This window comes from Vulcanococcus limneticus LL (assembly GCF_943369875.1).
Lineage (GTDB): Bacteria > Cyanobacteriota > Cyanobacteriia > PCC-6307 > Cyanobiaceae > Vulcanococcus > Vulcanococcus limneticus_A.
Genome location: NZ_CALROT020000010.1, coordinates 33,768 through 51,748, shown reverse-complemented (window position 1 = coordinate 51,748; position 17,981 = coordinate 33,768). Strand labels below are relative to the sequence as shown.

Genomic DNA, 17,981 nt, shown 5'->3' with positions numbered 1-17,981 from the left:
TCAGACCGTGCTGCAGTACCAGATCGATCGGGTCGAGCATCAGATCGCCGACGACCGCTCCCAGACGGGCGTCTTCGTGATCGGGCCCCTGGAAAGGGGCCAGGCCATCACCCTCGGCAACTCCCTGCGTCGCGTGCTGATGGGAGCCCTGGAGGGCAGCGCCATCACCGCCGTTCGCATCGCCGGTGTGAACCACGAGTACGCCACCGTGCCGGGCGTGCGTGAAGACGTGCTCGACATCCTGCTGAACTGCAAGGACGTCACCGTCCACAGCCGCAGCCGCGAGCTGGAGATCGGCCGTCTGGTGGTCAACGGCCCCGCCACCGTGACCGCCAGCGACCTGCAGTTCTCCTCCCAGGTGCAGGTGATCGACCCCGAGCGGCCGATCGCCACCGTGGCCGAGGGCCACAGCCTGGAACTGGAAGTGCACGTGGAGCGGGGCGTCGGCTACCGCCCCGTGGATCGCCGCCACGAGGACAGCAGCGCCATCGACCTGCTGCAGATCGATGCCGTGTTCATGCCGGTGCGCCGCGCCAACTACACGGTGGATGAGACCGCCGTGGGCGAGGGCGGTTCCGCCCGGGAGCGTCTGCGCCTGGAAATCCAGACCGATGGCTCCGTCACCCCCGACGACGCCATGGCCCAGGCGGCCAACCAGCTGATCGCCCTGTTCCAGCCCCTGGCCAGCCTGACCGTGGTCGATGAGCCCGGCCTGGAACCCGAGCCCTCCGCCGAGGCCCAGATTCCTCTCGAGGAACTGAACCTCTCCGTGCGCGCCTACAACTGCCTGAAGCGCGCCCAGGTCAACTCCGTGTCCGACCTGATGGGCTTCAGCTACGAGGACCTGCTGGAGATCAAGAACTTCGGCTCCAAATCAGCTGATGAGGTGATCGAGGCCCTTGAGCGCATCGGCATCTCCCTGCCCCAGAGCCGCACCAGCGCCTGATTCCGCGTCGTCCCACGCGTTATCCCCATACCCGCTTCACCGCTTTCCTCCCATGCGCCACCAGTGCCGAGTCCCCCTGCTGGGACGCCCCGCCGACCAACGCAAGGCCCTGCTGCGGGGTCTGACCACCCAGCTGATCCGCGAGGGTCGCGTCACCACCACCAAGGCCCGCGCCAAGGCCCTGCGTGACGAGGCCGAGCGCATGATCTCCCTGGCCAAGGAGGGCAGCCTCGCCGCCCGCCGCCGCGCCATCGGCTACATCTACGACAAGCAACTGGTGCACGCCCTGTTCGACAAGGCCCAGGAGCGTTACGGCGACCGCAACGGCGGCTACACCCGCATTATCCGCACGGTGCCCCGCCGCGGCGACAACGCCGAGATGGCGATCATCGAGCTGGTCTGAGCCGCTGGGCCGAGGCCCGCGCCCCATCCGCTCCCTGCCGCGATGGCCCTTGGGCCCATCGCGGCTTTTTTATGGCCAGGGTGTCCCCTGGCCGCCGGCCGCCCCGCGGCCCCTGGCCCTTCGCCCCGCCGTCCATGCCGTCCCTGGACCCCGCCTCGGCCGCTCCGGCTCCTGGGGGTGGCCCCCTGCGCCGGGTGGCCCTCTGCCTCCAGTACGACGGCGCCGCCTACTGCGGATGGCAGCGCCAGCCCCGCGACCCCAGCGTGCAGGAGACCCTCGAGGCGGCGATCGCCCAGCTGGATCCGCAGCGGCCGGTGCTGGCCGTGGCGGCCGGCCGCACCGACAGCGGCGTCCATGCCGCCGGCCAGGTGGTGCACTTCGAGGCGGCCGGCCCGATCCCCGCCCAGCGCTGGGCGGCGGCCCTGAACGGCCGCCTGCCCGCCAGCATCCGGGTGCGGGCCGCCGCCGCTGTGCCCTCCGACTGGCATGCCTGCTTCTCGGCCACCTACCGCCGCTACCGCTACACCCTCCACAACGCCCGGGTGCCCAACCTGTTCCTGGCCCCCTGGAGCTGGCACCGCTACCAGGTGCGCCTGGATGAGGGCCTGATGCGCCGGGCCCTGGAGGGGATGCTGGGCGAGCACGACTTCGCCGCCTTCGAGCGGGCCGGCAGCAGCCGCTCCCACTCGCGCACCACCCTGCAGGAGGTGAGCGTGGAGCGCTGCGGCGATCTGATCACGGTGGAACTCCAGGCCAGCGGCTTCCTCTACGGGATGGTGCGGCTGGTGATGGGGCAGCTGGTGGCCCTGGGGGAGGGGCGCCTGGCCCTGGTGGACTTCGAGCGGCGCTGGCGCAGCCGCGCCCGCTCGGAGGTGAAGGAGGCGGCACCGCCCCAGGGCCTCTGCCTGCTGCGGGTGGGCTATCCCCGCGCGGTGTTCCCTCGAACCGCCTGGTACGATGGTCAACCGCGGTATTTGCTGGAGTGCTCTGATCCTCCAGCCGCCGGAGCGCCCCAGCCGCAAGGCTGAAGGCTCCGGCGCCGGGAGGCCAGAGCACCCTGCCCCTGCTGACCGCTGCGGGCAGTTTCTCCCCAGAACCCGGCCAGGATCGCGATCCCGGCCGGCCTCGTCGCCCCTTCTCCAGGTGCTCGCCACCGAAGAGGTAAGGTCGTTTCACGAGCTTCTGACACCCGAGCGATCGGGTGCCCCTGCCGTTCCCCTGTCCAGCCCCGTCGGCCGGGACCCCGATCCGCCTGGTTTCCAGCGCAGATCCGTCCAGCCACGGCGCGCTACCCGATCCGGCCCGCCGGCGCGATGAACAAGACTCTCGTTCCCCCTCAGGATCCCGCCTCCCGCCAGTGGTATCTGGTGGATGCGGCGGATCAGACCCTCGGTCGCCTCGCCAGTGAAGTGGCCTCCGTGCTGCGGGGCAAGAACAACCCCAACTACGCCCCCCACATCGACGCGGGTGACTTCGTCGTGGTGATCAACGCCGACAAGGTGCGGGTGAGCGGCAACAAGAACACCCAGAAGGTGTATCGCCGCCACTCCGGCCGGCCCGGCGGCATGAAGACCGAGACCTTCGCCCACCTGCAGGCCCGCCTGCCGGAGCGGATCATCGAGAAGGCCGTCAAGGGCATGCTCCCCCACAACGCCCTCGGCCGTCAGCTGTTCCGCAAGCTCAAGGTCTACAAGGGCGCCGAGCATCCCCACGCCGCCCAGCAGCCCCAGGTTCTCGCCCTCGATCCCGCCGCCTCCGCCCAATGAGCACCAACAAAGTCGTCTACTGGGGAACCGGCCGCCGCAAGACCGCCGTCGCCCGTGTCCGCGTTGTTCCCGGCACCGGCACCGTGACCATCAACGGTCGCCCCGGTGACAACTACCTCAACTACAACCCCGTCTACCTGGCGGCCGTCAAAGCCCCCCTGCAGACCCTGGGTCTCGAGGCCGAGTACGACCTGCTGGTGAACGTGCGCGGCGGCGGCCTCACCGGCCAGGCCGATGCCATCAAGCAGGGCGCCGCCCGGGCCCTGTGCGACCTCTCGCCTGAGAACCGCAAGCCACTCAAGACCGAAGGGCACCTCAGCCGTGACCCGCGCGCCAAGGAGCGTCGCAAGTACGGCCTGAAGAAAGCCCGCAAGGCTCCCCAGTTCTCCAAGCGCTGATTGCCGGTCTTCTCCGTTATCAGCTCCATATTCAGCCGTACCCCGCCATGCCGAAGGCCGACATCCATCCCACCTGGTATCCCGATGCCAAGGTGATCTGCAACGGAGAGGTGGTGATGACCACCGGCTCCACCAGCCCCGAGCTGCACGTCGACGTGTGGAGCGGCAACCACCCCTTCTATACCGGTACCCAGAAGATCCTGGACACCGAGGGTCGGGTGGACCGCTTCATGCGCAAGTACGGCATGGCCGGCGCCAGCGATGCCAAGGCGGCCGAGGCCAAGCCCGAAGCCAAGCAGGACGCGGCCAAGGCCGAGGCCTGATCCCCTTCTGCAGCTGTTTTCCAGCCCTTCGGCCGGGTGCTCACGGGCATCCGGCTTTTTGCTGTCACCCGCCACTCCGCCATGGATGCCACGTTCCTGCGCGACCGGCTGGATACCGCTTGCCGCACCTTCGAGACCCTGGAGCGCCAGCTGGCCGATCCCGCCGTGGCGGCCGATCCGGCCCAGCTGGAGCCCCTGGCCCGGGAGCGCTCCCGGCTCGAGCCCCTGGTACTTGGCTACCGCGACCTCCAGGAGCTGCAGCGCCAGGAGCTGGAGGTGCGCCAGTTGCTCCGGGACCACCGCGGCGAGCTGGAGATGGAGGCCCTGGCCCAGGCCGAGCTGGCCGAGCTGGCCGAACGCAGCGCCGCCCTCACCGAGCAGCTCACCCTGGCCCTGCTGCCCCGCGATCCCCGCGACGAGCGCAGCGTGATGCTGGAGATCCGCGCCGGCGCCGGCGGCGATGAGGCCGCCCTCTGGGCCGGGGACCTGGCCCGCATGTACGAGCGCTATGCCCAGAGCGTGGGCTGGAACGTGCAGCCCGTCAGCGCCTCGGAGGCCGAGCTGGGCGGCTACAAGGAGCTGATCCTGGCCATCCGGGGGGAGGGCGTCTACAGCCAGCTGAAGTACGAGGCGGGCGTGCACCGGGTGCAGCGGGTGCCGGTCACCGAATCCCAGGGCCGGGTGCACACCTCCACCGCCACGGTGGCGGTGATGCCGGAGGCCGATCCGGTGGAGGTGCAGATCGACCCCACCGACCTGGAGATCAGCACCGCCCGCTCCGGCGGCGCCGGCGGCCAGAACGTCAACAAGGTGGAGACGGCGGTGGACCTGTTGCACAAGCCCACCGGCATCCGCGTCTTCTGCACCCAGGAGCGCTCCCAGCTGCAGAACCGGGAGCGGGCGATGGAGATCCTGCGGGCCAAGCTCTACGAGCGGGAGCTGGCGGCGGCCAACGCCCAGCAGCGCTCGGCCCGCCTGGCCCAGGTGGGCAGCGGCGACCGCAGCGAGAAGATCCGCACCTACAACGTCAAGGACAACCGCACCACTGACCACCGGCTGGGCCGCAACTTCTCGCTCGAGCCGGTGCTGCAGGGCCAGCTTGCCGAGCTGATCGGCGCCTGCGTGGCGGCGGACCAGCAACGCCAGCTGGAGGAGCTGGCCGAACAGGCCGCCGGCGCCGGCGGCTGAGCGGGCCTGAGGCGGGGGCGGCTGGGCGCCTCAGGCCGCCCCCAGCATGTACTTCTCCCAGTCGCCGTGCTGGCCCGCCTCCATCTGGCGGGTGGCCTCGAACACCAGGCTGCTGCTGGGGCGGTGCGGGGTGCAGGCCAGCACCATGCCGGCCTCCCGCGGCGTGCGGCTGCCCTTGTGCACATTGCAGCGCAGGCAGGCCGTGGTCACGTTCTCCCACACGTCCTGGCCGCCGCGGCTGCGGGGGATCACGTGGTCGATCGACAGGGGCTCGCCGCTGCGGCCGCAGTACTGGCAGCGGTGGCCGTCGCGGTGGAACACGTTGCGGCGGGTGAGCGGCAGCGGCCGGTAGGGCACCCGCACGAACTGGCGCAGCCGGATCACCGTGGGCTGGCGCAGGCCGGGCCGCAGGCTGCGGCTGGGGTGGTGTTCCAGCCCCTCGGCCTTGCCCTTGAGCAGCATCACCGTGGCGCGGCGCCAGGTGGTGATGTTCAGCGGCTCGTAGGACGCATTCAGAACGAGAACGTGGCCCATGCCAGCCCCCTGGTTCCACGGCATGCTATCGGGGTGGAGCCGGCGCGTCCGCCCCTGACGGCCTGCCTGCGCTGCCTGCCCGGATGTCCGAACCCTTCCCCACGCCCCCATCCGCCGCCGCCGGCTCGCTCACCCCGGCCGCGCCGCGCCTTCCCGGCCGCTTGCCCGACCTCTGGGCCCATCCCCGCCAGCGCGCCTGGGTGGAGGTGGACGAGGCGGCGATCACGGCCAATGCCCGCGCCCTGCGGGCCACCCTGGCGCCGGGCACGGAGCTGATGGCGGTGGTCAAGGCCGACGGCTACGGCCATGGGGCCCTGCCCGTCGCCCGCGCCGCCCTGGCCGGCGGGGCCCGCTGCTTCGGGGTGGCCACCCTTCAGGAGGGCCTGGAGCTGCGCCAGGCCGGCATCGAGGCACCCGTGCTGGTGCTCGGCAACCTCACCCAGCCCGAGGAGCTGCGGGCCTGCCTGCACGGGCAGCTGATGCCCACCCTCAGCGGCATGCGCGAGGCCCTGCTCTGCCAGAACATCGCCGCCGGCAGCGGCCGCGCCATGGCCGTCCACCTCAAGCTCGACACCGGCATGGCCCGGCTCGGTGCGGACTGGCAGCAGGGGCCCCGCCTGGTGGAGGCCATCGCCGGCCTCGACGCGGTGCAGCTGGCCGGCACCTACTCCCACCTGGCCGCCGCCGATGCCCCGGAGGGCGACGATGGCCTCACCCGCCTGCAGCAGCAGCGCTATGAGGAGGTGCTCCGGGCCCTGGCGGACCGGGGCCTGGCCCCCGGAGCGCGCCACCTGGCCAACTCGGCGGGCACCCTGCGCAGCCCCGCCCTCCACTTTGATCTGGTGCGGGTGGGCCTGGCCCTCTACGGCCACCGCCCCGGCGCCCACCTGGGCGGCGCCCTGCCCCTGCAGCCGGCAATGCGGGTGAGGGCGCGGGTGAGCCTGATCCGCGAGGTGCCCGCCGGGGTGGGGGTCAGCTATGGCCATCGCTTCATTACCCGCCGGCCCAGCCGCCTGGCGGTGGTGGGCATCGGCTACGCCGACGGCGTGCCGCGCCTGCTCTCCGACCGGCTGGAGGTGCTGTTCGGCGGGCGGCGGCTGCGCCAGGTGGGGGCGATCACCATGGACCAGCTGGTGCTCGATGCCACCGACGTGCCGGAGCTGGATGTGGGCGGCGTCGTGACGCTGCTGGGGGAGGAGGGGGCGGACGCCATCGGCCCCGAGGTCTGGAGCGAGACCTGCGGCACCATTCCCTGGGAGATCCTCTGCGGCTTCAAGCACCGGCTGCCGCGCCTGGCGGTGGACGGGGCCGAGGGCTGATAGGCTTTGCGGGCCGCTGGAGAGGTGGCTGAGTGGTTGAAAGCGGCTCCCTGCTAAGGAGTTACAGGAGGCAACTTCTGTCGAGGGTTCGAATCCCTCCCTCTCCGTTCCAGCCCTGAACTCAGGGCTTCATTCCCCCGCCGGAGCCGGCGCGCCAGCCTCGCCCGCTGGTCCGTAGGGCTCCACCGCAGGGGCCTCAAGCCGGCAGGTGGCGGCCAGGGCCCGGGTCAGGTCCGGCAACAGGGTCTCGTCCTGGGCGCGCTCGGCGCCCTCGCTGAAGATCACCAGCAGGAAGGGCCGATGGCCCGCCAGTTCCACGTAGGCGGCGTCGTGGTGGGCCTGGGTCATCCAGCCGGCCTTGCTCCACAGCCGCGCCTCCAGCGGCAGGCCGCCGCCGATGAAGCCATCCACCTGGTTCTCGGGATCGGCGGCCCGCTCCTCCGGATCCAGGGAGCGGGCCAGCAGCTCCTGCATGCGGACGCAGGCCGGCGGCGATACCAGCGCCCCCGCCATCACCCCGTGCAGCACCCGGGCGGTGAGGTCGGTGCTGAGGCGGTTGCGGTTCTGCAGTTCCTCCCCATAGGACTGGCGCTCGCGGCCGTAGGGGCCGTCGCCCCAGGTCTTCTGGCAGGCGTTGCAGCCGTCCCACTCGGGCCAGCCCAGACCCTCGAACCACCGGTTCATCAGCTGGCGCTGCGCACTCCACTGGGCGAAGGCGGCGGGCGGCAGCTCCGGGCCGCTGCTGGTGCCGCTGAGCAGGTCCACCACCAGGCCGGTGGCGTCGTTGCTGGAGTCGCGGATCATGTCGGCCAGGGCGCGGCGCAGCTCCGGGCCCTCCTCGATCAGCTGGCGCTGCAGCCAGGCCTCCGCGGCCACCAGGTATAGCAGCTTCACCACGCTGGCGGGATAGCGGGGCCGATCGCCGTTCCAGGCGGCCCCGGCCACGGGCCGCCGCCAGAAGCCAGCGGCATCGAAACCGCTGCTGGCGCCGGCGGCGCTCTGACGCAGGGAGCCGTCGTAGCGCAGCCAGGTCACCGAGAGCTGCCGGCCCAGGCCCGGGCGGCCCTGGGCCTCGAGGGCGCCGATCTGATCGGCGAGGATCCGCTGCATGGCCCCATCCGGGCTGTAGAACCCCATCGCGGCCCCTGCTGGCAATGGCGAGATTAGGCAACCCGGCCCTGGCTGAGCTCGGCCAGCCGGCCGCCCCCGAGCTGCTGCGCCCCGGCAGCCGCTGGCGCCTGGTCGCTCCGGTGGACCTGCGCAGCAGTCCCCGGGGCCCAGGGCTGGCCACCCAGGCCGCGGCGGGGCGCAGCCTGCAGGTGCTGGAGGCCCCCGGGGGCTCCGGCGGCTCCCTGGCCCCGGGCCGCCTGCGGGTGCGCCTGCTGGAGGACGGCTATCCCGGCTGGCTGGGGCCCGAGGAGCTGCTCGGCATCGCCTTTGCCACCGGCCCCCACCGCCCCCGCCTGCTGGCGGCGCCCGCCATCACCGCGCGGCTGCCCCGGGTGCTGGCCTTCGCCGCGGCGGCCCGGCAGCGGCCCAACCGCTACCTCTGGGGCGGCAGCCTCGGGCCCGACTTCGACTGCTCCGGCCTGCTCCAGACGGCCTACGCGGCCGCCGGTGTGTGGATCCCCCGCGATGCCTACCAGCAGGAGCGCTTCTGCCAGCCCGTGGCGGTGCGGCCCGGCCACTACGCCCTGCTGCGGCCCGGCGACCTGATCTTCTTCGGCAAGCCCCAGCGCTGCAGCCATGTGGGCCTCTACCTGGGCCAGGGCCGCTATCTGCACAGCTCCGGCCGCGAGCACGGGCGTGACGGCCTGGGCGTCGACAGCCTCGATCCCCAGGTGACCGATCCGGTGTCGGTGCACTACCGGCAGGAGCTGCGGGGCGCCGGGCGGGTGGTCCGTTGCCATGACGGCACCCCCCTTCCCTAAGTTGCTGCGGCAGTGGCTCCGATCCGGCCGCCCCCGATGACTGAGCCTCCCCCGCACCCGCCCAGCCCCGCCACCCTGGCCGACACCGCGCCGGAGCTCTCGGTGGTGGTGCCCCTCTACAACGAGGCCGAGAGCCTGCCGCTGCTGGTGGAGAAGCTGCTGGCGGCCCTGCGGCCCCTGGGCCGCAGCTACGAGCTGGTGCTCGTCGACGACGGCTCCAGCGACGGCACGGCCGCGGTGCTGAAGCAGCTGGCGCCGGCCACCCCCGAGCTGGTGGCGGTGCTGCTGCGCCGCAACTACGGCCAGACCCCGGCCATGGCGGCTGGCTTCGACGCCAGCCGCGGCGCCGTGATCGTGACCCTCGACGGCGACCTGCAGAACGATCCGGCCGACATCCCGATGCTGCTGGCCGAACTGGAGCGGGGCTTCGACCTGGTGAGCGGCTGGCGCCACCAGCGCCAGGACAACGCCGTGAGCCGCCTTCTGCCCTCCAAGGTCGCCAACCGCCTGATCGCCCGCGTCACCGGCGTGCGCCTGCACGACTACGGCTGCTCGCTCAAGGCCTACCGCCGCGAGCTGGTGGAGGACATGAACCTCTACGGCGAGCTGCACCGCTTCCTGCCGGCCCTGGCCTTCATCGAGGGGGCGCGGATCAGCGAGGTGAAGGTGAACCACAACGCCCGCCAGTTCGGCCAGAGCAAGTACGGCCTCGATCGCACCTTCCGGGTGCTGATGGACCTGCTCACGGTGTGGTTCATGAAGCGCTTCCTGACCCGGCCGATGCACGTCTTCGGCTTCTGGGGGCTGGCGTCGATCGCCTTCGGGCTGGTGCTCAGCCTCTACCTCGTGGCCGAGAAGCTGTTCGCCGACGCCGACATCGGCAACCGCCCCCTGTTGATGGTGGCGGTGCTGGCCCTGATCGCCGGGGTGCAGCTGTTCTGCTTCGGTCTGCTGGCGGAGCTGCAGATGCGCACCTACCACGAGAGCCAGGGCCGGCCGATCTACAGGGTGCGCGAGACGTTGCGGGGCAGCCTCGGCGGCTGAGCACCCGCCGCCGGCGCCTGGCTGCGGCCGCGGAAGGCCTCCATGGCCCGGGCCGCCAGCCCCGCCACCACCGGATCGGCATCCCGCAGGCCCCGCTGCACCAGCGGCAGGGTGGCCCGATCGCCCCAGGCGACGCAGCGGGCCAGGGCGCGGCGGCGGGCCACGCCCGCGGCGGCGTAGTCGGCCTGGAGCTGGTGCAGCAGGGCGGCGCGGCTGCGGGCGTCGTGGGGGGGCTGCAGGTGCAGCTGCTCCGCGCCCAGCTGCTGCAGGCTCGGCCGATCCAGGGGCCAGGCCAGGGCGAGCTCTGGACCCGAAGGGCCGTCCTTCGGCGCGGCCGGACCCGCTGCGGCCGCGCCGCCGGCGTCAGCCCCGGCGTCGGCGCTGGCCGCCCCGCTGCCGCCCCCCGCGACCAGGGCCATCTGGGTGCGGTTCAGGGCGGCCACGGCCGCGGCGTCGGTGGAGTGGATCAGTGCCGGCCGGCGCCGGCCCAGCAGCCAGGCGGCCACCAGCACAGCGGAGACGACGGCGCCACCGAGGGCCTGGGACATGGCGAATACCGGGACGCGGGGATGGGGTGAATGGGATGCGGTGGGAGCGCGGATTGGCCCGCGGCCGGATCGCGGATTGAACTTTTATGTCGCCACCCAAGCCGCCCAAGAGCAGCTCTGGAGGTGATCCGTACAGTGCCGACGGTAGCTGTATTGGCCCACGCTGATGACCGGAGATTTCGCCGCCGCCTGGTTGCCCTCGGTGTTCGTGCCCCTCGTTGGGTTGCTCGGCCCCGCGGTGGCCATGGCCCTGCTGTTCAACGTGGTTGAAGCCCGCGACTGATCCGCCGCGCGTCCAGCCCCAGCCAACCGACTTTCCTCCACCGATGACCGTGACCCCCGTCGCCGACCCGACCGTCGGCAATCTGGCCACCCCCGTCAACAGCAGCTACTTCTCCAAGGCGTTCCTGAACGCCCTGCCGGCCTACCGCCCCAGCCTGTCGCCCAACCGCCGCGGCCTGGAGATCGGTGCCGCCCACGGCTTCTTCATCTACGGGCCCTTCGCCATCACCGGCCCCCTCCGCAACACCGACTACGCCAGCACCGCCGGCCTGCTCGCCGCCATCGGCCTGGTGTCGATCCTCACCGTGGCGCTGTCCCTCTACGGCACCGCCGGCACCGGCCCCAGCGTCCAGCCCGCTGACGCCACCATCGACAACCCCCCGGCCGACCTGTTCACCAAGGCCGGCTGGGCCGAGTTCGCCAGCGGCTTCTGGCTGGGTGGCACCGGCGGCGCCGCCTTCGCCTGGTTCCTGGCCGGCACCTCGGTGGTGGCTCCCCTGGTGAAGATCGCCGGTGGCGTCTGGAGCGTGGGCTGAGTCCAGCCTGCAGGCCTTCCCTGACCCCGAGCCCATGTTGAGAACCCCGCTGCGGCGGGGTTTTTTCATGGCCGTGGCCCCGGCATCCCCCTTGCACTCTGTGTCGCGGTGCCCCGGCGGGGCTGCGCAGCCGTGCCAGCTGCGCTACAGCGGGCGGAGCTTGTGTGCGCTGCGATGACTCGCCGGCTGCTGAGGGACCTGCTCGGCGAGCGGCGCCGCGGCGGCGAGCGGCGGCAGCGGCAGCAGTCCTGCGAGGACCAGACCCTGCTGGAGGGGCCCTCGCAGCGGGACGGTTCCTCCCGCCGCAGCGAGCCGAACCGGCGTGCCCACCGGCGGCGGCTGGCCCCGATCGGAGCCGCTGCGGTGCGCGGTGTGCTGGTGCTCGAGGATGGCCAGGAGTTGTGCGGCAGCCTCTGGGACCTCAGTGAGGGCGGCCTCTGCCTGGCGGTGCAGGGGCACCTCTCGGCCAGCTGCGGTGCCTGCGGCCAGGTGTTGCTCTACGACCCGGTGGGCCCCGAGAGCGTGAGTCTGGCGGTGGAGATCCGCTGGCTGGGCAGCAAGAGCCACGATGCCTTCCTCGGCCTCTGCTTCAGCGGCAGCGCCCAGCTGCCCGCGGCCACCTTCCTCGACGCCTACCTCGACAACCACTGGAGCGACGAGGGGCCCGGGGCCTAGGCCGTGGGCGCCTGCTGCCGTTGCCCCGCCGCCGCGGCATCGTCTCGCGTGCGCGCGACGTAGGCGATGAACGCCTCGGGGGACAGGGGCTTGGCGAACAGATAGCCCTGGATCTCATCGCAGCCCTGCCGCTCCAGGAAACGCCGCTCCGTGAGGCATTCCACCCCCTCGGCCAGGGTGCGGATGCCCATGCCCCGCGCCATGTTGACGATCCCCGTCACGATGGCGCGGGCATCGGCGTTCACGTTCAGGTCGCGGATGAAGGAGGCGTCGATCTTGAGCTTGTAGACCTTGAGCTGGCGCAGGTTGCTCAGCGAGGAATACCCCGTGCCGAAGTCGTCGATGGCGAAGCGGATGCCGAGCTGGTCGAGCTGGTGGATGGTGCGCCGGGCGCCTGCCGGGTTTTCCATCGTGGCCGTCTCGGTGAGTTCGAGCTCCAGCAGATCGGCGGGCACGCCGGCCCCGGCCAGCAGGGCGACGGTCTGCTCGGCCAGATCTGCCTGGCGGAACTGCAGCGCCGAGAGATTCACGGCGATGCGGGGCGGCGCCTGGCCCGCGTCGATCCACTGCTGCAGCTGGTGGATCGCCTCCTCCAGCACCCAGCGGCCGATCGGCAGGATCAGCCCGTTGCGCTCCGCCACGGGGATGAACTCCGCCGGCGAGATCGGGCCCAGCTCCGGATGCTGCCAGCGCAGCAGGGCCTCCGCCCCGAGCACCACCCCCGTGGCGGTGTCGACCTGGGGTTGGTACACCACCCGGAATTCGCCGCGCTCCAGGGCGAAGCGCAGGGCGTTGGAGAGCTGCATGGTGCGGGCCGTGCGGGCCTGCAGCTCGTCGGTGAAGAAGCGGTAGCCGTTGGGCTGCCCCTGCTTCACGTCGTGGAGGGCCAGGCTCGCCTTGCGGGCCAGCAGGTCGCGGTCGCGGCCGTCGTCCGGGGCCATGGCGATCCCCACCGAGGCGGTCACGACCACCTCATGGCCGTCGTCGTGCCAGGCCTCGGCCACGGCGCCCTGCAGCGTGGTGGCCAGGATCGCCGCGTCGCGCGCCTTGAGCTTCGGCAGCACGATCAGGAATTCATCGCCCCCCACCCGGGCGATCACATCGGAGTTGCGCAGGCTGCGGCGCAGCCGCTGGGCCGTCTCCACCAGCAGCCGGTCGCCGGCCTCGCTGCCCAGGGAGTCGTTGATCACCTGGAAGTGATCCAGGTTGAGCAGCATCACCGCCACCGGCTCCTGCTCCCGCAGGCAGCTGTTGAGCACGAACTGGAACTCCTGGTTGAGCAGGTCGCGGTTGGCCAGGCCCGTGAGCTGGTCGAAGTGGGCGAGGCGCTCCACTTCCCGTTCCGCCTGTTTGCGGGAGGTGATGTCGCGGGAGACGCCGTGGAATTCCGGCCGGCCGCTGGAGCCCTGCGGCACCAGGCTGATCGAGCTCTCCACCCACACGGTGCGGCCATCGCGGCGGCGCAGCTGCATCTCCTCGAGCGGCAGGCTGATCGGGCTGGCTCCGCGGCCCCGCTCCTGCCAGCGGCGGTAGTCGAGCTGGCGCTGCTGCCGCCAGAGCCGGAACCGGGGGCCGTAGGCCCGCAGCGGCAGCTCCCGCAGCACCGCCTCGGGCCCATAGCCCCAGAGCTGCTGCACCGAGGGGCTGAAGTAGAGCGGCCTCAGGCTCGGCGCCTCGATCCGCCAGACCACGTCGTTGATGGTTTCGGTGAGTTCCCGGTACTGGCGCTCGCTCTGCAGCACCGCCGCGCGCAGCTGCTCCTGTTCGGCCTCGAAGGCGAAGCGATCCAGGGCCAGTTCCAGGTCCGTGGCCATGTCGAGCAGCAGCCGCTGCACGCTGGCGGTGAAGGCGTTGGCCTCCGACGCATAGAGGGTGAGGGCTCCGATGCCGGTTCCCCCCCGGTGCAGTGGCAGGGAGGCCGAGGCCTTCCAGCCGAACTGCTCACCCCGGCCATGCCAGGGGGCGGTGGCCGGATCGTGCTGGTAGTCCTGGCACCAGAAGGGCCGGTCCTCACGGATCGAGAGGCCGGTGGGACCCTGGCCGTAGGGGCTGTCGGCCGCGATCGAGATCTGGATGTCGGTGAGATAGTCGGTGCCCACGCCGGCCCAGGCCTGGGGTTTCACCTGCCCGCTGGCCGGATCCACCAGGCCGATCCAGGCCATGCGCAGCACCCCGCTGCTGATCGCCTCGTCGCAGATGCGCTGCATCAGCTCGGCCTCGCTGCGGCTGGCGAGGATGGCGTCGTTGCAGCGGCTGAGGATGGCGTAGAAGCGGATCTGGCGCTGCAGTTCCTCCAGGGCGATCTTGCGCTCGTGAATGTCGCGGGAGAGCACCACATAGGTGTCTGGAGTGCCGGGACCGCCGGGCTTTCTGGCCACGGACACTTCAAACCAGCGCTCCCCCTCCGGCAGCGGCAACAGGATCTGGTGGCCCCTGGCGCTGCCCCGCCGATCGGCCTCGGCCAGGGCCTCCAGGCAGGTGGCGGCGGCGGCGGGCGGCATCACCTCGTGCACGCTGCGGCCGAGCAGCAGCTCCCGCTGGGCCACCAGTTGCTCGGGGTCCTGGGCCTGCACGGCCAGGTAGCGCCCCTGGCGATCCATCTCGAACAGCAGGTCGGGGATGGCCTGCAGGGTGGCGAGGGCCTGCGCTTCGCTGCGCTGCAGCGCCTGGTCGCGTCGGTGCAGGCGGCGCCGCAGCTGCACGTTCCAGCCGAGCAGGCCGGCAGCGAGCAGCGCCAGGCCGACGCTCAGGGGGAGCGCGCCGGCTGGATCGCGGCGCTGGCTGGGCAGGGACTGGGCGGGAACGGCCTCGGCGGCCAGGCCTGGGCCGGGCAGGACCTTCCGGCCCACCTCCCCGCCGGCCAGGGCCAGGAATCCGAGCAGCAGCAGCCGTGGCACTCCTGCCGCACGCCGGCGGGGAGGTGGTCGCCCGGGAGCCCGTGCTGCTGGCCCCATCTCAGCCCCCGCGGCGGGGCTGCCGCTGGCCTGGGGTGGGCTGGGTCGCCGGGGTGCCCATGGGCTGGAGGGTCATGGGCGTTACGGCCTCGGCTGGGTGTACGCAGGCCCGCAGGGGACCTTCAAGCTAGCCACGGTCCCTGGCGAGGGAATCCCGGCTTCAGAGGGGCAGCTGCAGGAAGGCCTCGTTGGTCATCGCCCTGCCGATCCAGTAGCCCTGGATCTCATCGCAGCCGGCCCGGCGCAGCAGCTCCAACTGCTGGGGCGTCTCCACCCCCTCGGCGAGCGTGCGCATGCCCATCGTGCGGGCCAGGTTGATGATCGTGAGCACGATCGCCCGGTCATCCGCGTCGCTCTCCAGGCCGCGCACGAACGACTGGTCGATCTTGAGCTTGTGGGCGCGGATGCGCTTGAGATAGCTCAGCGACGAATAGCCCGTGCCGAAGTCGTCGATCGCCAGCTGGATGCCCTCGTTGAACAGGCGATCCATCAGCAGCACCGCCCGCTCGGGATTGTCCAGCGTCACCGATTCGGTGAGTTCCAGCTCCAGGCGCGCGGGGGGCAGCCGTTCCTCGGCCAGCAGCCGCAGCACCCGGCTGGGCAGGTCGCTGTCGCGGAACTGCACCGCCGAGATGTTCACCGACACCGTGAGGGGTGGCGCCTGCCCCGGCCCCGCGGGCCGGGTCCAGCTGGCGGCATCGCGCAGGGCCTGGCGCAGCACCCAGTCGCCGATGGGAAGGATCAGGCCATTGGCCTCGGCGATGGGGATGAACTCCGCCGGCGACACCGGCCCCAGCTCCGGCGAGGTCCAGCGCAGCAGCGCCTCGGCCCCGATGATCCGGTTGCTGCTCAGCTCGGATTGGGGCTGGTAGAGCAGCTCGAATTCGCCGCGCTCCAGGGCCTGGTGCAGGGCGTTGGAGAGGCGCAGGCGCCGTGAGCTGCGCTGCTGCACGCTGGGGGTGAAGAACTGGAAGCTGTTGCGGCTCTCCTGCTTCACCTGATGCATCGCCGCATCGGCGTTGCTCATCAGGGTTTCGATCGTGGTGCCGTCCTCCGGGTAGATGGCGATGCCGATCGAGGCGGTGAGAAACAGCGGCTCATCGCTCACCTGATAGGGACTCGCCACCGTCTGGATCAGGCGCCGCACCAGCTCCAGTGCCGCCTCGGCGTCGGTGTCGGGCAGCAGCAGCAGAAACTCATCGCCGGCGGAGCGCGACAGGGTGTCGCCGGGGCGCAGCTGGGCCTCCAGGCGCCGGGCCACCTCGATCAGCAGCCGATCACCCACCGAGTGGCCGAGGCTGTCGTTGATGGTCTTGAAGTGGTCCAGGTCCAGGTTGAGCAGGGCCAGGTGGCGCCCTTGCTTGCGGGCCAGCCCCAGGGCGTTGCGGAAGCGGTCGCGCAGCAGCACCCGGTTGGCCAGGCCGGTGAGCTGGTCGGAGTAGGCCAGGCGCTTGATCTGCTCATGGGCGAACTTGCGCTCGGTGATGTCACGCGTCACGCCGCGCAGCTCGATGCGGCCGGTGCTGGGGTTGCGGATCAGGTTCGTCACCACCTCCGTCCACACCCTCGAGCCATCGCGGCAGGGCTGCTCCACCTCATCCACCGTCACGATCTCGCTGCTGCGCAGGCCCTGCTTGAACTCCTCCAGTTCGGCCCGGATCTGCTCCTCCATGCGGCGCGCGCCCTCCGGCAGCAGCGAGGCCGCAAACGGCTGGGCGATCACCTCCTCCGGCGTGTAGCCCCGCAGCCGCTGCACCGACCGGCTCACATAGAGGTAGCGGAACGTCTCGGGATCCAGGGTCCAGATCACGTCGTGGATCGACTCGGTGAGTTCGCGGTACTTCGCCTCACTGGCCGCCACGTCCTGCTCCAGGCGGCGCTGGGTCGCCAGGGCGCTGAGACGATCGAGGGCCAACTCGATGTCGCGCACCATCTCGATCAGCAGCTCCTGGCTCTGCGCGTCGAAGGCGTTCGCCTCGGCGCAGTAGAGCGCGATGCCGCCGATCACAACCCCCTCGCGATGCAGGGGCAGGGCCGCCACGGAGCCCCAGCCGTAGAGGCGGGCGCGCTCGTGCCAGGGGGCGCTGCTGGGATCGTTCTGGAAGTCCTGGCACCACACGGGGTGCTGCTCCCGCAGGGCCGTTCCCACGGGGCCCCGGCCCAGGGGATCGTCGCCGTCGGTGGTGATGCTCAGGCCCTGCAGATACTCGGTGCCAGCGCCGGCCCAGGCCACCGCCTGGACGTGCTGGCTGAGGGGATCGATCAGGCCCGCCCAGGCCATCGTCATCTCGGCGGAGCTGACGGCGATCTGGCAGATCTCCTGCAGCAGGGCGGTGGACTCCTCCTGGCGGGCGATCGCCTGGTTGGAGCGGCACAGCGCCGTGTAGAGCCGATTGAGGCGCTGGATCCGCAGGGCGTCGCGCCTGCGGCCGGTGATGTCGCGGCTGAGCAGCAGGAAGCGGTCCTGGCCCTGGGAGGGCAACGTGCGTCGCGTCACCGACAGCTCAAACCAGGCCGTTCCACCCGGCACCGGCACCTCGATCTCCTGGCCGCTGGCGTAGCCCTGCTGCGCCGCCTCCGCCAGGGCCTCCAGCACCACGGTGGCCGCCCGCTCCGGCAGCACCTCGCGCACGTGGCGGTTCACCTGGTCCTCCGCCGGCCGCGTCAGCAGGTCGCGGCGCGGGCTGTGGACGGCCAGGATCTGCCCATCGGCGGAGAGCTCGATCAGGGGGTCGGGCATGGCCTCGATCGTGCTGCTGAGCACGTCCTTGGCCTCGGCCAGTTCCCGGGTGCGCCGGCGCACCTGGATCCGCAGGCTGGCACTCCAGAGCAGCAGCAGACCGCCGGCCCCGACCACGGCCTCCAGCAGGGGCAGCCCCTGGCGCTTCAGCGCGTGTTCCTCGGCGTCGCTGATCCGGTTGGCGCCGGCGATCCCGGTGTCCCGCAGGGCCGTGCCGCCCTGGCGCTCGGTCTGCAAGGCCTCGGCCGCGGCCACCGCCCTCCGCTCCGACCCTTGAGCTTGGAGCGCCGCCGCCGCTCCAGCCAGCGGCAGGAGCACCGCCCACAGCACCAGCAGGGGCCCCGGGATGGCGCGAATGCCGGTCGGTGGCGTGGTCGGTGGCATGGCGCGGTTC

The 17,981-nt window shown here is 71.8% G+C and carries 18 protein-coding genes and 1 tRNA gene; 14 read left to right on the top strand and 5 right to left on the bottom strand.

Features of this window, described 5'->3' with window-relative positions:
* Positions 1-7: 7 nt before the first annotated feature.
* The 7 genes from ACLV7J_RS11945 (at position 8) to prfA (ending at position 5,024) form a co-directional block, all read left to right on the top strand.
* The gene (locus ACLV7J_RS11945; protein ID WP_411869314.1) at positions 8-946 is read left to right on the top strand and encodes a DNA-directed RNA polymerase subunit alpha; all 939 of its coding nucleotides are present in this window, start codon (positions 8-10) and stop codon (positions 944-946) included.
* Positions 947-998: 52 nt separating this feature from the next.
* Positions 999-1,349, top strand: coding sequence for a 50S ribosomal protein L17 (rplQ, locus tag ACLV7J_RS11940; protein WP_094589750.1), 351 nt, complete (start codon positions 999-1,001; stop codon positions 1,347-1,349).
* Between the two features lie 134 nt (positions 1,350-1,483).
* Positions 1,484-2,377, top strand: a complete 894-nt coding sequence (gene truA, locus ACLV7J_RS11935; RefSeq protein WP_411869313.1) for a tRNA pseudouridine(38-40) synthase TruA — start codon at positions 1,484-1,486, stop codon at positions 2,375-2,377.
* A gap of 285 nt (positions 2,378-2,662) precedes the next feature.
* Positions 2,663-3,115: a 50S ribosomal protein L13 gene (gene rplM / locus ACLV7J_RS11930; RefSeq protein ID WP_094589754.1), complete on the top strand. Its 453-nt coding sequence runs from the start codon at positions 2,663-2,665 to the stop codon at positions 3,113-3,115.
* Complete coding sequence (rpsI, locus tag ACLV7J_RS11925) at positions 3,112-3,513, top strand: 30S ribosomal protein S9 (RefSeq protein ID WP_255126220.1); 402 nt, start codon at positions 3,112-3,114, stop codon at positions 3,511-3,513. Before rplM ends, rpsI begins: the two co-directional genes overlap by 4 nt.
* Before the next feature lie 47 nt (positions 3,514-3,560).
* Positions 3,561-3,836 (top strand): 50S ribosomal protein L31, encoded by a 276-nt coding sequence (gene rpmE / locus ACLV7J_RS11920; RefSeq protein ID WP_411869312.1) that lies wholly within the window; start codon positions 3,561-3,563, stop codon positions 3,834-3,836.
* A gap of 81 nt (positions 3,837-3,917) precedes the next feature.
* Positions 3,918-5,024, top strand: coding sequence for a peptide chain release factor 1 (prfA, locus tag ACLV7J_RS11915; RefSeq protein ID WP_411869311.1), 1,107 nt, complete (start codon positions 3,918-3,920; stop codon positions 5,022-5,024).
* Between the two features lie 30 nt (positions 5,025-5,054).
* On the opposite strand, the gene ACLV7J_RS11910 is transcribed toward prfA, so the two are convergent.
* Complete coding sequence (locus ACLV7J_RS11910; RefSeq protein ID WP_411869310.1) at positions 5,055-5,558, bottom strand: HNH endonuclease; 504 nt, start codon at positions 5,556-5,558, stop codon at positions 5,055-5,057.
* 83 nt (positions 5,559-5,641) lie between these two features.
* Here ACLV7J_RS11910 and alr point away from each other — a divergent pair, with 83 nt between their 5' ends.
* Positions 5,642-6,877: an alanine racemase gene (gene alr, locus ACLV7J_RS11905; RefSeq protein WP_411869309.1), complete on the top strand. Its 1,236-nt coding sequence runs from the start codon at positions 5,642-5,644 to the stop codon at positions 6,875-6,877.
* A gap of 18 nt (positions 6,878-6,895) precedes the next feature.
* Positions 6,896-6,984 (top strand) — tRNA-Ser (locus tag ACLV7J_RS11900).
* A gap of 22 nt (positions 6,985-7,006) precedes the next feature.
* On the opposite strand, the gene ACLV7J_RS11895 is transcribed toward ACLV7J_RS11900, so the two are convergent.
* Entirely contained in the window at positions 7,007-8,014 is a 1,008-nt protein-coding gene (locus ACLV7J_RS11895) for a serine hydrolase (RefSeq protein WP_411869308.1), read from the bottom strand.
* 17 nt (positions 8,015-8,031) lie between these two features.
* Between ACLV7J_RS11895 and ACLV7J_RS11890 the strand changes: the two genes are divergently transcribed.
* On the top strand, positions 8,032-8,808 hold the full coding sequence (locus ACLV7J_RS11890; RefSeq protein ID WP_411869307.1) for a C40 family peptidase: 777 nt from the start codon (positions 8,032-8,034) through the stop codon (positions 8,806-8,808).
* Between the two features lie 36 nt (positions 8,809-8,844).
* Entirely contained in the window at positions 8,845-9,852 is a 1,008-nt protein-coding gene (locus ACLV7J_RS11885) for a glycosyltransferase family 2 protein (RefSeq protein WP_411869306.1), read from the top strand.
* On the opposite strand, the gene ACLV7J_RS11880 is transcribed toward ACLV7J_RS11885, so the two are convergent.
* Positions 9,810-10,400, bottom strand: a complete 591-nt coding sequence (locus ACLV7J_RS11880) for a hypothetical protein (protein WP_411869305.1) — start codon at positions 10,398-10,400, stop codon at positions 9,810-9,812. The genes ACLV7J_RS11885 and ACLV7J_RS11880 overlap by 43 nt on opposite strands.
* A gap of 166 nt (positions 10,401-10,566) precedes the next feature.
* On the opposite strand from ACLV7J_RS11880, the gene ACLV7J_RS11875 reads away from it, so the two are divergent.
* The 3 genes from ACLV7J_RS11875 (at position 10,567) to ACLV7J_RS11865 (ending at position 11,893) form a co-directional block, all read left to right on the top strand.
* The gene (locus tag ACLV7J_RS11875; protein ID WP_255126206.1) at positions 10,567-10,683 is read left to right on the top strand and encodes a photosystem I reaction center subunit VIII; all 117 of its coding nucleotides are present in this window, start codon (positions 10,567-10,569) and stop codon (positions 10,681-10,683) included.
* Between the two features lie 43 nt (positions 10,684-10,726).
* Positions 10,727-11,218: a photosystem I reaction center subunit XI gene (locus ACLV7J_RS11870; protein WP_411869304.1), complete on the top strand. Its 492-nt coding sequence runs from the start codon at positions 10,727-10,729 to the stop codon at positions 11,216-11,218.
* Positions 11,219-11,392: 174 nt separating this feature from the next.
* Entirely contained in the window at positions 11,393-11,893 is a 501-nt protein-coding gene (locus ACLV7J_RS11865) for a PilZ domain-containing protein (RefSeq protein ID WP_411869303.1), read from the top strand.
* Here ACLV7J_RS11865 and ACLV7J_RS11860 read toward each other — a convergent pair.
* Both ACLV7J_RS11860 and ACLV7J_RS11855 read right to left on the bottom strand, forming a co-directional pair.
* Positions 11,890-14,790 carry an EAL domain-containing protein gene (locus ACLV7J_RS11860; protein WP_411869302.1) on the bottom strand — a complete coding sequence of 967 codons (2,901 nt, stop codon included), beginning with the start codon at positions 14,788-14,790 and terminating at the stop codon, positions 11,890-11,892. The two genes, ACLV7J_RS11865 and ACLV7J_RS11860, sit on opposite strands and share 4 nt — an antisense overlap.
* A gap of 217 nt (positions 14,791-15,007) precedes the next feature.
* Positions 15,008-17,971, bottom strand: a complete 2,964-nt coding sequence (locus ACLV7J_RS11855) for an EAL domain-containing protein (RefSeq protein WP_411869301.1) — start codon at positions 17,969-17,971, stop codon at positions 15,008-15,010.
* Between the last annotated feature and the right edge of the window lie 10 nt (positions 17,972-17,981).